The 14,522-nt window shown below is 70.3% G+C and carries 13 protein-coding genes and 2 pseudogenes; 8 read left to right on the top strand and 7 right to left on the bottom strand.

Going from position 1 to position 14,522, the window contains the following annotated elements:
- Positions 1-2: 2 nt before the first annotated feature.
- Positions 3-269 carry a helix-turn-helix transcriptional regulator gene (locus ACIBK3_RS11995; RefSeq protein ID WP_399364528.1) on the bottom strand — a complete coding sequence of 89 codons (267 nt, stop codon included), beginning with the start codon at positions 267-269 and terminating at the stop codon, positions 3-5.
- Positions 270-364: 95 nt separating this feature from the next.
- On the opposite strand from ACIBK3_RS11995, the gene map reads away from it, so the two are divergent.
- The 3 genes from map (at position 365) to ACIBK3_RS11980 (ending at position 5,917) form a co-directional block, all read left to right on the top strand.
- A complete protein-coding gene (gene map / locus ACIBK3_RS11990; protein ID WP_399364526.1) occupies positions 365-1,183 on the top strand; it encodes a type I methionyl aminopeptidase in 819 nt (272 codons plus the stop codon).
- 566 nt (positions 1,184-1,749) lie between these two features.
- Positions 1,750-5,556 carry a hypothetical protein gene (locus tag ACIBK3_RS11985; RefSeq protein ID WP_399364524.1) on the top strand — a complete coding sequence of 1,269 codons (3,807 nt, stop codon included), beginning with the start codon at positions 1,750-1,752 and terminating at the stop codon, positions 5,554-5,556.
- The gene (locus ACIBK3_RS11980; RefSeq protein ID WP_399364523.1) at positions 5,546-5,917 is read left to right on the top strand and encodes a hypothetical protein; all 372 of its coding nucleotides are present in this window, start codon (positions 5,546-5,548) and stop codon (positions 5,915-5,917) included. The genes ACIBK3_RS11985 and ACIBK3_RS11980 overlap by 11 nt, the downstream gene beginning before the upstream one ends.
- 35 nt (positions 5,918-5,952) lie before the next feature.
- On the opposite strand, the gene ACIBK3_RS11975 is transcribed toward ACIBK3_RS11980, so the two are convergent.
- The gene (locus tag ACIBK3_RS11975) at positions 5,953-7,164 is read right to left on the bottom strand and encodes an RNA-guided endonuclease InsQ/TnpB family protein (protein ID WP_399364521.1); all 1,212 of its coding nucleotides are present in this window, start codon (positions 7,162-7,164) and stop codon (positions 5,953-5,955) included.
- A gap of 577 nt (positions 7,165-7,741) precedes the next feature.
- Positions 7,742-8,173 carry an ATP-binding protein gene (locus ACIBK3_RS11970; protein WP_399364519.1) on the bottom strand — a complete coding sequence of 144 codons (432 nt, stop codon included), beginning with the start codon at positions 8,171-8,173 and terminating at the stop codon, positions 7,742-7,744.
- Between the two features lie 112 nt (positions 8,174-8,285).
- On the opposite strand from ACIBK3_RS11970, the gene ACIBK3_RS11965 reads away from it, so the two are divergent.
- From ACIBK3_RS11965 to ACIBK3_RS11955, 3 genes and pseudogenes are all read left to right on the top strand, one after another.
- Positions 8,286-9,113, top strand: coding sequence for a Scr1 family TA system antitoxin-like transcriptional regulator (locus ACIBK3_RS11965; protein ID WP_399364517.1), 828 nt, complete (start codon positions 8,286-8,288; stop codon positions 9,111-9,113).
- Positions 9,110-9,298, top strand: coding sequence for a DUF397 domain-containing protein (locus ACIBK3_RS11960; protein ID WP_399364515.1), 189 nt, complete (start codon positions 9,110-9,112; stop codon positions 9,296-9,298). Before ACIBK3_RS11965 ends, ACIBK3_RS11960 begins: the two co-directional genes overlap by 4 nt.
- A gap of 60 nt (positions 9,299-9,358) precedes the next feature.
- A pseudogene (locus ACIBK3_RS11955) lies at positions 9,359-9,606 on the top strand (hypothetical protein).
- Between the two features lie 131 nt (positions 9,607-9,737).
- Here ACIBK3_RS11955 and ACIBK3_RS11950 read toward each other — a convergent pair.
- Positions 9,738-10,442, bottom strand: a complete 705-nt coding sequence (locus tag ACIBK3_RS11950; protein WP_399364513.1) for a hypothetical protein — start codon at positions 10,440-10,442, stop codon at positions 9,738-9,740.
- A 61-nt stretch (positions 10,443-10,503) separates the two neighbouring features.
- On the opposite strand from ACIBK3_RS11950, the gene ACIBK3_RS11945 reads away from it, so the two are divergent.
- Positions 10,504-10,629: a hypothetical protein gene (locus ACIBK3_RS11945; RefSeq protein WP_399364511.1), complete on the top strand. Its 126-nt coding sequence runs from the start codon at positions 10,504-10,506 to the stop codon at positions 10,627-10,629.
- Here the strand turns inward: ACIBK3_RS11945 and ACIBK3_RS11940 are convergent.
- The 3 genes and pseudogenes from ACIBK3_RS11940 to ACIBK3_RS11930 form a co-directional block, all read right to left on the bottom strand.
- A pseudogene (locus ACIBK3_RS11940) lies at positions 10,609-10,755 on the bottom strand (AraC family transcriptional regulator); the annotation flags it as partial. The gene ACIBK3_RS11945 and the pseudogene ACIBK3_RS11940 overlap by 21 nt on opposite strands.
- A gap of 21 nt (positions 10,756-10,776) precedes the next feature.
- Positions 10,777-11,223 (bottom strand): hypothetical protein, encoded by a 447-nt coding sequence (locus ACIBK3_RS11935; RefSeq protein ID WP_399364509.1) that lies wholly within the window; start codon positions 11,221-11,223, stop codon positions 10,777-10,779.
- 153 nt (positions 11,224-11,376) lie between these two features.
- The gene (locus tag ACIBK3_RS11930; protein WP_399364507.1) at positions 11,377-12,525 is read right to left on the bottom strand and encodes a YihY/virulence factor BrkB family protein; all 1,149 of its coding nucleotides are present in this window, start codon (positions 12,523-12,525) and stop codon (positions 11,377-11,379) included.
- 145 nt (positions 12,526-12,670) lie between these two features.
- Between ACIBK3_RS11930 and ACIBK3_RS11925 the strand changes: the two genes are divergently transcribed.
- Positions 12,671-14,305 carry an acyl-CoA dehydrogenase family protein gene (locus tag ACIBK3_RS11925; RefSeq protein ID WP_399364505.1) on the top strand — a complete coding sequence of 545 codons (1,635 nt, stop codon included), beginning with the start codon at positions 12,671-12,673 and terminating at the stop codon, positions 14,303-14,305.
- Positions 14,306-14,522 lie beyond the last annotated feature (217 nt).

Here is a 14,522-nt window from a genome sequence, read left to right as displayed (position 1 = left end):
TGCTAGGAGGCCTTGCTCAGGGCGGGGTCGGTGCGCCAGACGCTGGCGAGTTCGGACAGTGGTACGCCAAGTACCTCGCTGAGCCGGACGATGGTGCCGAACGCGGGGGTCGGCAACCGGCCGGTCTCGATCTTGCGGAGGGTCTCCGGCGAGATCTCCGCCGCCAAGGCCACGTCGACGGGACTGCGTCCGGCCCGGGCGGAGCGCAACGCGGCCCCGAGGCGTCGGCCCGCCTCGATCTGTTCGGGGGCGAGCGGATGGCGAACCATGGCCACATGCTAGAGCCACGGGTATCCGGCGGCAACCACCCCACCCCTGGTATAAATATACCTGTCGGCCGCCCCGGGGAATCGAGGATCTCGCAGTGATCGAGCACAAATCTCCCGCAGACATCGAACGTATGCATGTCACTGGACAGTTCGTCGGCCAGGTGCTGGCTGAGCTCGCCGACCTCGCCGCGGTAGGGGTCAATCTGCTGGACCTTGAGCATCACGCTCGCCGCCGGATCAAGGAGCGCGGCGCCGAGTCCTGCTACTGGGACTACGAGCCCTCGTTCGGCAAGGGCCCGTTCCGTAACGTGGTGTGCCTCTCGGTCAACGATGCCGTGCTGCACGGATTGCCGCACAGCTACAAGCTGCGCGACGGGGACCTCCTGACCATGGACATGGCGGTGACCATCGACGGCTGGGCCGCGGACTCGGCCTACTCCGTCGTCGTCGGCACCCCGGCCGAGGAGGACCTGCGGCTGATCGAGGCCACCGAGGTCGCCCTGGAAGCCGCGATCAAGGTGGCCCAGCCGGGCAACAGGCTCGGGGACATCTCGGCGACCATCGGCGCGGTGGCCGCCGAGTACGGCTACCCGGTCAACCTGGAGTTCGGCGGTCACGGTATCGGCCGCACGATGCACGAGGACCTGCACATCCCCAACGACGGTCGTCCTGGCCGCGGTTGGAAGCTGCGTCCCGGCCTGACGATCGCCATCGAGCCCTGGTTCGCGGCCGGCACCAACAAGATCGTCCATGACCCGGACGGCTGGACGATCCGCTCGGCCGACGGCTCGCGCACCGCCCATTCCGAGCACACGGTCGCCATCACCGAGACCGGCCCGCTCGTGCTCACCCGGCGCCCGCAGAGCAATGAGGGACGGGAAGTCCAGCGGGACTCATCGGCGACCGGACGCTGACGCTTCATCCCTCACGCAGGCTTCGTCCCCCACGCAGGGCCTGCACGGGGGACGGGGGTGGTGGGCGGAGTACCGGCGGCTACTCTCGCCTCTCCATCGATCTTGCTCGAAGGGGAGCAGGATGTGCGGAATGCCGTCGTGACACCCGAGGGTGACCGGATCCGCTGGGCGGAGCTGCCGGGGCAGGAGCCCTCCCGCGCCCACGTGCCTGGTCCGGGTGCCGGCGTGCCCGCCTGCTCTTCCGAGGTCGCGGTCCACCCCGTGCCGGTTGCCTCGTCAGGCAATCACAGCCGCTGACGCGTCGGGGAACAGCAACCCGACAAAGCTCTTTCGCAAGCGCTTTCGATGTGCCAGGATCTTCGCGTCCAAGGGGGAAGAGGCCGATAGTCCGCGTCTGACCAGCGCGTATGCCATCGCCTGTCCAATCAGATTTTTCGTGCTTCGTGCGGTGCCGCCATGCCCGCAGCCGCCGACCCGTGCACCGGGCCGGTCACGGCTGCCTGCCCGACGACGCCCTGCCCGCCCGCTTCCTCCCGGGACGTCCGTCCGACGCGAGAGGGAGCGAAGTGATCAGACAGACACGATTACGGCGTCACCGGCGGCCTGCCCGCCGCAGAACCCTGGCCGGTACCGCGCTGGTCGCGGCGGTCTCCGTGCTCACCGGCCTGACGTACGCCGTCCCGGCCCAGGCCGCCGACCCGCTGCCGGACAACGGCAAGGGAGCGCGGATCACCTTCGGCCAGGGCGCCCGCGCCGACCGCTGCGAGGCCGGGTACGCCTTGCACATCGGCGGCTCGGCGCTCAAGTCCGCCACGGCCAAGGCCCTGAACGGCGGCGACGCCGAACTGGCGGCCGCCCTGTTCCGCAAGGACAACATCTATCCGAGCCTGCTCGACGACGCGCTGCGCGCCGACCGCCAGAGCGCCGTCACCTATGTGCAGGCCTCCGCGGACCGCAAGCAGCGGTGGGAGGCGTCCAACCGGCCCTTCGCCATGAGCGCCACCGGCAGCACCGGAATGTCGCTGCATGCCCCGGAGTTCGACGCGGACATCGTGGCCTTCACCCTCGGCCCCCAGGAACGGCTGTACGACACGTTCGGCCGGGACGGCCGCAGCGCGCCGAGCGCGGCCGCGCTGGACAGTGCGCGCAAGCTCGCGGCTTCCCTCAAGGGAAAGACACCGGCCGGCGACGACCAGCTCGCCGACTTCATGCTGTACTCCGGCAACGTCCAACCGCCCGGCAACTCGACCACCTCCAGCGACGTCGCCCGCTATCTGCGTCAGGGCGGCTTCCCGCAGCAGGCGCCGGTCGAGGGCTCGCCCGAGTACCGGACGGAGGTGGAGTCCCTCAAGATCGCCTGGGCCGGATGCGACAGCTGGAACCCCGACGACCCGCGCCGGGTCCTGGCCCCGGTGACCGCGACCGCCTACGCGGAGTGGGAGCAGGAGTACGCCGCCCAGGCCAAACCGCGAGCCGACATCATGGCCGCCGAGGCGACCGCCGCCGACCAGGCGCACAAGGCCACCGAGGCGATGATCGAATCGATCGGCCAGGCCTGGCTCGCCGAACAGATCCTCATCTGGCAGAAGTTCTGGGCCGGGCAGCCCGCCGACGACCCGCTTCGGCCCGCCAAGGCGCTGTTCACCCAGGCGGCGAGCGATCTGACAGCCGCACGCAACAAGGCAGCGGCCCAACTGACCCTCGCCAACGCTGCGGCGACCGCCGCCAAGTCGGCCGCCGACAAGGCCGCCGCCGCCCAGACCAGCGCGTACGCGATCGCGGACGCGGCGAAGACCCCGCGCGGCCGCGGCCTGCTGTACGCGCAGCAGTCGGTGCAGGTCGTCAAGGCCTCCGCCGCCGGAGCCCAGGCCGCCGCGAAGGCCACCCAGACCGCGGTCAACGCGGCCAAGGCGACCGTCGCGGACAGCAAGGCACAGCTGGCGCTGTCCCAGACGCAGGCCCACGCGATCAACACCGAGTTCCGCCGGGCGGCCGCCGAGGAGGCCGCTGCCCAGGCGAAGGCGGCGGCCGACGCGGCCGACGCGCAGGCCAAGGAGGCGGCGGCCAACGCCACCAGGGCGCGCACCGCCCAGACCACCGCCGAGAACGCCGAGAGGACGGCGCAGGCCGGCGCGGCGACGGCGAAGGCGGCCCGCGCAACGGCCGAGGCAGCCGGCGACACCGCTCGGGCCGAGCACGCCAACGCCACCCGCGAACGCGCCAAGGCCGAGGCCGCCGAGACCCGTGCCAAGCAGGACCAGGCCACGGCGTCCCAGGCCCGGGCCGCCGCCGACACGGCCGGCAGCACCGCAGGGGCCCGCTATGCCGACGCGATCGAGGCCGAGCAACGGGCGTACCAGGCCAAGGACGAGGCCAAGGAGGCCGCCCGCGTCAAGCAGGCCACGCTCTCCCGCGCCGCGGCGCTGGAGGCTGCCGCAGCGGCGGCCGAGGGCACCGCCGCCGCGCAGGAGACGCGGGCCGCCGCCACCGAGGCACGGGCCGCAGCGAACACGGCGACCGCCGCGGCGGCAAGCGCCCAACAGGAGGCCGACACCGCGACCACGGCGGCCGTCGCTGCCCGAGCCGCCTCCATCAGGGCCGACGCGGCGGCATACCGGGCGCAGGCCGCGGCCGACACCGCCCAGGCCGCGTACCGTACGACGCACGCGGCCGCCGTCACCGCGCACGCAGCGGCGGCCACGGCGATCAAGGCCGCCGCCGACGCCCAGAAGAACGCCGAGAACGCCGAGGTCGAGGCCAAGAAGGCCGCCGCGGCAGCCGTGACCGCGCGCACCGAGGCCACCGCCGCCCGCAGCGAGGCCGACAAGACCGCCTCCTGGGCCGCCATAACGGCGGGCCAGGCCTACGCCGCCGCCGAGGCGGCCACCGCCGCCCGCGACTCGGCGGCGGAGGTCATCAAGCCGGCCAACGACGCCATCAACATCGGCACCCCCTACAAGGAGACGGACTCCTCCGCGGCGTTCGCCGTCCTGGTCGGCCAGACCTCGATGACCCTGGCCGAGCAGCAGGCCGCCGCCGCGAAGGCCAAGTCCGACGACGCGGCGAAGGCCGCGGCCACCGCGAAGGCGCTCGCCGACAAGGCGGCAGCGGACGCCAAGGCCGCTGCCAAGGCGGCGGCCGCCGCTGCCGCCGACGCCGCCCGAGCCGCCGCCTCGGTAGCCGCGGCGCGGGCCTCCGCCGCAGCGGCGGCGAAGTCCGCCGAGGCGGCCAAGAAGGCCGATGCCAACGCGCAGGCGTACGACCTGCAGGCCGGTGCCGACGCCTCCGCCGCGCAGTCCGCGGCGTACAGCGCCAAGGCGGAGGCCACTGCAGCCGACAGTGAGGCCACCGAGGCCGAACGCGACGCTGCGGGCGCGCGAGCCGCCGCCACGGCCGCCGAGAACGACGCCGCGAGCGCCCGCGACACCGCGACCCAGGCCGAGCAGGACGCCACCGGCGCCGAAGCAGCCGCCAAGGACGCGGACGGCGCGGCCAAGGAGGCGGACAAGGCCGCCGACGACGCCGAGGAGGAGGTCCGCAAGCTGATCGAGGCGCAGCGCGCCGCCACCGCTGCCGACGGCCCGGACACCGGTCCCCAGCTGTCGGCGAGCGACGAGGAACTCCTGCGCAAGGAGTGCGGCCAGAGCTGCGTGGACGACTACCGCGCCGCGAAGGCCCTCGCCTCCATGGACGTCATCGACTGGATCAAGCAGAACGGTTCCAGCATTCTGCTGGAGTTCATCGGGGTCGAGGACGCCAAGCGCTGCTTCGGGTCCGGGGACATCGAGAGCTGCCTGTGGACCGCCGTCAACGCCGGCAGCATCGTCGTGGGCGTCGGCAAGTTCCCGGCCCTCGGCAAGGCCATCATCAAGGTGAGCAGCGGCATCGGGAAGTTCCTCGACGACGCGGTCCAGGCCAAGCACACCCTGGACCGGCTGCGGAAGCTGCTGGAGACCCTGCGCAAGGGCAAGGCCCCGGCGCAGTGCTTGCTCAGCCTCGCCGACGACGTTCTGGGCTTCGCTCCGGCCTCCGCCGCCCGTGGCAAGTCCCTGGCGGCAGCGGCTGCCGCGAAGTTCTGCATGAAGTCCGCCATCGGGAAGGACAAGAGGCTCAGCGATCTGGCTGAGCTGTCGACCAGGAACCAGAAGGTCCAGGCCGATCTCGACGGCCTGTTCAGGAAGTTGATGGAAGGCAATCTGACTCCTGGCATAGGAAGCGGCTCACTTCCCAACGGCATCAGCTACGCCCGCACCAAGGACGGCGCGCGGCTGTTCTTCCGGAAACTGGGCGACACGATAGAAATCGTCGGCAAGTCTGACAAGAAGTACGAACCTAAGGTCATCGCAAGGCTGAAGGAGCTGTATGGATCTTGAGATCGACGAGCCGTTCTGGACCGTGCGCAGACCCGAACTCACCTTTACTTTCACGGTGGGGGACGGCCAGGAGCCCGGGACACTCGACGACGGGGACGTGCTCATCGTCGGACGGGACGGCGAACGGTGGTGCGCCAACATCATGACGCAGGGCAGGATCCAGGCGATCATGGACCGCTGGCGCCGCACCGGCGAGAGCCTGGACGGAGCCTATTTCTGGGTACAGGGCCTCCTCATCGTCCGCGAACCGGGCGTGGAGTCCATGGTGCGGGCCGTCGAGGACCTGTTCGACGCCTACGGCGACCTGAACGGCATCCTGCCCCAACTGGGTCCCGCCGACGAGGAGGACGACGACCTTTGAATCCTCCCCTCCCTGAAGGGAAGGGGATTCCTGGCTCAGGCAGCCTCCTGGAGCAGCGCTCCAGGAGGTCTTCCGCCATCATCACCAGCCGGGTTGAGACCAGCCCGGACGAGCATGACGCGTGCGGAGTTCTTGTCCCGCGGGGACACGGCTCCGCACGCGGTGCAGGTGTAGGTGCGCTCACCCAGCGGCGGGCGATGCTTGGCTCTCGCATCGCAGTGCGCGCAGTCCATCGTGGTGTGCGCGGGGTGGACCAGGCGGATGACCCGCCCGTGCTTGCGGCCCATCTCGATCAGAGCGGCCTTGGTGGCGCCGATGGCGGCGTCAGCGGCCTTGCGGGCCATGGTGGTCTTGGCCAGGAACTTCGGGCGGAAGTCCTCGACCGCGATGGCGTCGTGGTCGCGGACCACCTTCTTGGCCCACTTACGGCCGGTGTCCTCCCGCTGCCTGGCGACTTTCTTGTGCGCCTTCGCCCGCAGGTGTTTCGCCTCGCGGTAGCCCTTCGACGCCGGTTGTCCCTTCTTCGGTTTGCGGCGGGCAATCATCCGGTCGTACCGGGTCAGCTTGGCCTGGGCCTTGTTGCCGTGCTCGGCGTGCGGCAGGTCGTGTGCGTCGGACGTGGTGGTCGCAGTCTCCTTCACACCCCAGTCGACACCGAGCACGCGACCGGTCTCCGGCAGCGGCTGGAGTTGGGCGGGGACGACGAACGAGGCGTACCAGTGCCCGAGGCTGTCCTGGTACAGGCGCACCGAGGACGGCTCGGACGGCAGTTCCCGCGACCACACCACCGTCACGACGATGCCGCCCGCCAGGTGCAGCCGGCCGTCCTTCAACCGGAACCCGTTCTTGGTGTAGTTGAGGGTCGGCAGTGCCTCGCGTTTGGATTTCCACTTCGGCATCCCGGCCCGGCGTGCCATGGGCAGGCGCTCACGGATGTCCTTGTGTGCCTTGGCGCGGGAGCGGCCGAAGTCGCGGATGGTCTGCCGCTGGCAGACCGATGAGCCCTCACGCAGCCATGGCGTGCGGGCGCGGGCTTCGGTCAGCATCCTGTCGAGCTGAGCCGGGCCGCACGTGGGCTTCCGACCGGTCGCCTTGTTGTGCAGGTGTACGGCCCTGGACTTGGCGACGCATTCGTTCCACACCCAGCGGCACCGGTCCCACTCCGCCGCCAGGGCGGTGCGGGCGGTGGACGACACGCGCAGCCGGTAGGTGTACCGAGCATGCCCTGCCTCCGCAACCGCCGCCACCTCGCCCCCGCCCTCACGGACTCCGGCCGGAACACTGTGTCCGTCCCGAACCCTCCGAAGGACCGTACGTACGACAGCCGCACAAACACGCCCCGATCCCCCAGCCACCACCCCGACCAGCGAACACTGGCACACGCGTTCGCATCACCTCGGCAATACCGACAGCAGTACGGGCGCTCCGCGCCCTGAACCGGACGCGGCGACGCTCCGCGACGCGACACCCGGATGCGATTCCACCCCGGCGTGAACGCCGGAGCCTCCCCGCAAGAAACAGGTGGACGGTGTTTCGCCCTGGGGGCGAAATCCCGCTTCCGGCCCTGCTCCGCAGGAGTCCGATTCCTCCCCGGCCCGAAGGCCGAGGCATCCTCGGAGGAACCCGGTGAACCGTCGCCCGCCCGCCCCGCCCAGGGGCGGGCGGGCATTCTCAGATCACCTTCGACCGCACCCCGCACCCCGCGTCGCCGCGCACGGTACCGGCCGTCATCGTCGCCTACGAGACAGGGCTGGTCAGCGCCGGCGCACACGAGGCCGCCCAGCAGTCCGCCGAGCTGACGTAGACCGAAACGGTGACTTGGAATCAGCAGCCGGAACACGCGCGTTCCGGCGTCAGCACGAACTCGCACCACACGGTCTTCCCCGGCTCCCGCTCCCCCACCCCCCACTTGTCCGCCAGCTCCGAGACCAGCAGCAGCCCGCGCCCGCCCTCGTCCGACGCCTTCCCTTGCGGTACGGCCGGTAGGCCTCCCCCGCTGTCGTGCACCTCGACCCGCACCCCGGCGTCGTACGGCAACGGCAGCAGCCGGAGCAGAAAGCCGCGGCCGGGCGGGACGCCGTGGACCAGGGCGTTGGTGGCGAGTTCGCTGACGCACAGCACGATGTCGTACGACCGTTGCCCCGCGCCCCAGTCGGAGAGTGCCTCGCGGGTGAACGCGCGGGCTGCCGGGACGGACTGACGCTCACGCCGGTAGAAACGCTCACGTGGGGACGGGGGGTGAGTTTCGCTGTTCACAGGACGAGAGTCACGCTTCGTGTTCATGATGTGACAGTGTGCGCACTCGTACAGCTGAGTTGTACGCGTGCGCGGCAGTGAATGTACGTGCGCGGGTGGGGAGTTGGACCGCATGAGCACCACGACTCGACGGTCACGCAGGAACGCCTCGGCGATGAGGATGGTGGGCGCACTGCTCGCCCTGTTCCGCGAGGCCGCCGGATACACACAGAAGACGCTGGGCGAGCGGTTCGTCGTCGGCGAGCAGCAGATCGCGTCGATCGAGCAGGGCAGACGGCCACTGAAGCCGGACCTCGCCGAGCAGCTGGACGAACTCCTCGACACCAAGGGGGCGTTGGCGACCGCGTTGAGCAGGATGCCGGAGGTGGACCTGGTTCCGTTGTGGGCGGAGGAGTATCTGGATCGGGAGCGGGAGGCGATCGCGGTCTCTTGGTACGAGAGCTTGCTGGTTCCTGGTCTTCTCCAGACCGAGGGTTACGCGCGGGCGGTCTTCCGCAATCGCGTGCCGCTCTACGACGAGGACGAGATCGAGCAGTTGGTGGCGGCGCGCATCGAGCGGCGGGAGATCCTCCACCGGAAGGTGCCTCCGATGATGAGCTTCATGATCTGGGAGGCGGCCCTGCGGGACGAGTTGGGCGGGAGGGACGTATACGTCGAGCAGGTGAGGCACCTGCGGGAGTACGCCGAACTGCCCGGACTCACCGTCCAGATCCTGCCGCTCGGCCGCACCTCGCACGCAGGCCTCGAAGGCCCGTTCATCCTGCTGGAGACCCCTGAGCACCAGCGGCTGGCATACAGCGAAACCCAGCGGGGCAGCACGCTGATCGCCGATCCCGATGAGGTGGGGATCCTGACTCAGAAGTATGCGATGCTGCGAACGCAGGCCCTCAACACCGAGGACACGAGAGACCTGCTGGACCGTCTTCTGGGAGAGCGATGAGCAGCACCGCACTTGAGTGGTTCAAGTCGAGCTACAGCAGCGGCGAGGGCGGCGCCTGCGTCGAGGTCGCCCTCCAGCCCTCGGCCATCCACATCCGCGACTCCAAGACCCCCGCCAGCCCGCACCTCACCGTCACCCCCGCCACCTGGACCGCCTTTTTGAAGCTGGCCGACGGGAACGTCTAGGTCCACCGCGAGTCCGATTCGTTCAAGACTCCCCGTCGCGGCGCTGCCTACCGTGGCCGTATGACTCCACGATTCGTCTCGATCGGGGGGGTGGTCTCCGACGTGGCCGCCTCGATGGCCTTCTACCGCCGGCTCGGCTTCGGGTTCGCTGAGGGAGCCGAGAAGGAACCGCACGTCGAGGCCGCCCTGCCGGGTACCAGGGTCCGCGCAAGCCGTGGGACGCCGTGTGGGGGCAGCGGTACGCGAGCCTGCTCGACCCGGACGGCAACGGCGTCGACCTGTTCGCGTCGCTGCCCGGGTTTGCCTGAGCCACCGCGGGGAGATCGAAGACGGCACGTGCGCGTATTCGACCGTGACGACGTGACGCGGAGTCCATCGACTCGCTGCTGCGGAGCCCTTGCTGACCGCGCAGGGTGCGGCCCCGCCGCCCGGCTCGACGTCAGTCCGTACTGTCTGCCGCGGGCGGCGTGACCCGTGGCCCCGTCGTCTGGGCTTGTTCGGCGGCTCTGCGGCGCAGTCCGTTCTCGATGCGCTCGCGCCACAGCCGCATCGGCCCGGGCAGCGCGGGGCCCGGGAGGGGCGTGGAGTCGAGGGGGAGGTCTCCGTGGCCGCGCCCTGCCGCCTGATTGTCCTCGTAACGGGTCAGGAGCTCCGTGAAGGCCGGCGTTTCACGGCGGAGCTGTTCGGCCCACTCGGGCGTCAGAAGCGCGGAGTTGACGGTCAATGCGCCGTCGTCGCGGAGGAAGACCAACAGCAGGTGACCGTCCGACGACCAGTAGTAACGGTACTTGGCGCGAAGCTCCGCGACCTGTTCCGCGTTCCACTGCGCGAACCGCGTGTGGGACAGACCCTCTGCTTCGTAATGTGCCACCCACCGCTCGTGAAGTGCTATGTCCTGCTCGTGCCGGATCCACCTGCGTACCCGCACGGCTTCGCTGTACTCATCGAGGGTGAGTGGGACCCCGAACTCCCAAAGCCTGGGCAGCGCGTCCAACTGTTCGGCTTGCCTGAGGTAGTCCGCCCGCTCTTGCTCGTTCTCCCGCAGGCGAGCGGCCTCCGCATCGTGCCTCAGGCCGCTGATGGTCCTTTCCTGGTCGAACTGCCAACACCCGTTCCAGTCGAGATCCTCGGTGTCCTTGAGCACGTTCGCCTCCTGTCGGCCCCGCCGTGACTGGGCCGCGATCTCTCAGGGGCCGCCCCCGTGGGTGCCCGTCCGTATCCGCATGCTCCTCGCGCCGGACGGCTCGCGCCAGTGGGCCGGCCCGGGGTTCGGAAACCCGGACGGCAACAGCGCCGATCTGTGGGAGCCGCTACCCGGGGCGGTCGAGTAGCCGGCCGAGCGGCATCCCGGCCAACTCCCTTACGTCCCTTGCCAGATGGGCCTGGTCCGCGACACCGGACCGGGCCGCCGTCTCCGCGAAGGGGACACCGGTGCGGGCCGGCGCGAGGGCGCGTTTTCCGCCACGGAGGGCGGACCCTCACAATTCCAATTCCGCGCGCAATGAGCGGAATGTCTCCGGATACCGCTCAATCAACGATACGACCTCCGCCCGCGTCGCCGGAAGGCTGTAAAAGTAGGCACGGCGAATCATTTCCTTCCCCTCCATGAACTGTTCCACAATTCCGAAGTACAGCGAACTTTCGAGGTACGAGTCGTCACCGAGCACGAGGCCCTCGACGTACTCGAAGCACGCACGGATCGCGGCCTCGTCCATCGGTGACGGGGAGTCCTCGCGCAGCAGGGGCAGCAGAACCGGCCTGGTGAACGCCTGCAGGAAGAACTCGAGCATGTCGTCGACCCTTCCCTCCAGCCAGGCGCCGTAGCTCTCGGGATCGGAGGCGGCCAGGTCGTCGAGCACGGTGCGGGCGTTCGGAACGACGCGCAGGAACTCTTCGACCACACGGTCAGGACTGATCGGGATCACGTTTGTCAGGCCTGTCTTGAAGATGTCGGCGACTCCGAAAGGGCGCCGGTGACGTCGCGGGTTTCGGCGACAGCGACGACGTAGCGCCTCTGCTGGAGATCCACAGTCGCCGTGGTCGACGAACTCGAGCGCCCTGGCCCCGATCACCTCGGTCTAGGAATCCTCCGGCTTGTGCGGGGGGTGGGTGCTCTTGACGTGGGTGCGCAGGCGGGAGGTGACGTCCTCCGGGGGCAGGAAGCGTGACCATCGTTCCGGGAACTCGGAGGGCATGTCGGGGTCGTCGGGGTCGCCCTGGTCGGTGTCGCGGACCGCGGTGGCGCGGGCGACGTACTGGGCGACCTGGGCCTCGCGCAGCCGTTCGTTGGCGGCGCGGGCGGCGGCCGTCGCGGCGGCCGGCCAGACGCGGTCGATGGCGGCGTTGACCGCGGCCCCGACGAGGACGGCGAACGCGGACACGCCGATCCACAGGAGGACGGCGACGGGCGCGGCGAGGGAGCCGTAGATCGTGGGGCCCTCGACCGTGCTGGTGAGGTAGATCCGCAGCAGGAAACTGCCGAGGACCCACATGGCGAGGGCGACCAGGGCGCCGGGCACGTCCTCGATCCACGGGGAGCGGACCGGGACCGACACGTGGTAGAGCGTGGTCAGGAAGACGATGGACAGGACGATGACCACGGGCCAGTACAGGACCTGGACGACAGTCGTCGACCACGGGACGATGTTCACCACCGCGTCCGGACCGGCCACCATCAGCGGCAGCGCGATCGAGCCGATCAGCAGGGCCACGATGAACAGCAGGAACGCCATGATGCGGGTCTTGACGATGCCCCGGACGCCGTCGAGGCCGTACATGACGGTGATGGTGTCTATGAAGACGTTCACCGCGCGGGAGCCCGACCACAGGGCGAACAGGAATCCGATGGAGATGACGTCGGGCCGGCCGCCCTTCATCACGTCGTGCAGGATCGGCTGGGCGATCTGGGTGACACCCTTGTCGGACAGGACCGTGCGCGAGGCCTCCAGGAGGTTGTTCTCCAGGCTCGCGATGGTGTCGGCCCCGGTCCAGTCGTCGACGTAGCCGAGCAGCCCGATCATGCTGAGCAGCAGCGGCGGCACGGACAGCAGCGTGAAGAACGCGGCCTCGGCAGCGAGTCCCAGGATCCGGTACTCCATGCAGGAGTTGACGGTGTCCTTGAGCAACAGCCAGGCGGTCCGGCGCTTGGAGACGTTCCGATAGAGCGCACGCGCCCGGTGGAGACGGCCGGAGGGGGGCCGCTGGGGGGATTCACTCGCTGGCTGCACGACCTAACGGTATCCGCCGTACGGCGCTCCACTCATCCCGCGGGGCTCCGGCCCGTCCGCCGTCGTGCCGCCGTTGTCATGCGCGCATTCATGCCGACTGTCACGTCGGGGTGGTGACCGTCGCCATCACGGGTAGGTTCGCAGCATGGCAGGCAGCACCCACACCGTGACCAACCAGCCTCCGCCCCTGGTGGGATACGACGTCTTCACCGCCGACCGGGCCCTGACGGCGGCGGTGGAGCGGCACACCGACCCCGAGCTGTTCGACGAGGTGCACGGCGAGCTGGCGGCGCTCGGCCGGGCCTCCGGTTCGGCGCAGCTGCACGAGTGGGGGACGCAGGCGAACGAGAACCCGCCGAGACTGCGCACCCACGACCGCTACGGGCACCGTCTCGACGAGGTCGAGTTCCATCCCTCCTGGCACCGGCTGCTCGGCAAGGGCGTCGCCGCGGGCCTGACCGCGGCCTGGTCCCGGCCCGCCGGCCACGTCCGGCGGGCGGCCGCGTTCCTGGTGTGGACCCAGGTCGACGCGGGCAACCTGTGCCCTCTGTCGATGACCCACGCCGCGGTGCCCGCCCTGCGCACCGATCCCGCGCTCGCCGCGGCGTGGGAGCCCCGGCTGACGTCCATGATCTACGACCGCGAGCTGCGGCCGGCCCGTCTGAAGGCCGGGGCGCTGTTCGGGATGGGCATGACGGAGAAGCAGGGCGGCAGCGACGTACGCGCCAACGCGACCGCCGCCACCCCGCTCGCCGAGGCCGGCACGTACGAGCTGACCGGGCACAAGTGGTTCTGCTCGGCGCCGATGTCGGACGGTTTCCTGGTGCTGGCGCAGGCCCCGGAGGGACTCACCTGCTTTCTGGTGCCGCGGGTGCTGGAGGACGGCTCCCGCAACGTCTTCATGATCCAGCGCCTCAAGGACAAGCTGGGCAACCGGTCGAACGCGTCCAGCGAGGTCGAGTTCGACGGGACCTGGGCCCGCCGGGTCGGCGAGGAGGGGCGCGGGGTGCGCACCATCATCGAGATGGTGGCGGCGACCCGGCTGGACTGTGTCCTCGGTTCGGCGGGGCTGATGCGACAGGCCGTCGCCCAGGCGGTGCACCACTGCACGTACCGCGAGGCCTTCGGCGGCCCGCTCGCCGACAAGGCGCTGATGCGTAACGTGCTGGCCGACCTCGCGCTGGAGTCGGAGGCGGCGACCACCCTCGCGCTGCGGCTCGCGGCGGCCTACGACGACGGCAGCGAGCACGAGCGGGCGCTGCTCAGGATCGCGGTGCCGGCCGCCAAGTACTGGGTGACCAAGCGGTGTCCGCCGGTGGCGGTGGAGGCCGCCGAGTGCCTGGGCGGCAACGGGTACGTCGAGGAGTCGGGCATGCCCCGGCTGGTGCGCGAGTCGCCGCTGAACTCGATCTGGGAGGGCGCGGGCAACGTCCAGGCGCTGGACGTGGTGCGGGCGTTGCAGCGGGAGCCGCAGGCCCTGAACGCCTATCTCCTGGAGGTCGGCAAGGCCCGCGGCGCCGACCACCGCCTGGACGCGGCGGTCAAGGACCTGCTGACCGAACTCGGCGACCTGGACGGCGTGGAGGGGCGGGCGCGGCGACTGGCCGAGCGGCTGGCGCTGGTGCTGCAGGGCTCGCTGCTGGTGCGGTACGCGCCGCCGGAGGTCGCCGACGCGTTCTGCGGGGCCCGCCTGGGCGGCGACGGCGGAGCGGCCTTCGGGACGCTGCCGAGCAGCCTGGACCTGGCGTCGGTGGTGGAGCGGGCGCGTCCTGAGGTGTGAGCCCTGCGTGCCTTACACGTGCGTGGGCTCATAGTGCGGGGGTGGTGCTGCGCCGACACGGCACCACCCCCGACGCTGGCCCGTTCAGGCCGGTGACGCCGCTTGTGGCGGCGTCGCTCAAGTCTCGATCCGCGGAGGGCCGACCACCAGGGTTGCAGAGGGTTGCAACTTGTTGGCGTCTGTGTGCGGAGTGTGTCCTACTGTCCCGGACAGGCGG

Origin of the sequence: Streptomyces sp. NPDC050287 (genome assembly GCF_044459385.1) — a bacterium.
In the GTDB taxonomy this organism is placed as follows: Bacteria; Actinomycetota; Actinomycetes; order Streptomycetales; family Streptomycetaceae; genus Streptomyces.
The sequence above is the reverse complement of the archived record's forward strand: the minus strand, read 5'-3'. Positions and strand labels throughout refer to the sequence as shown.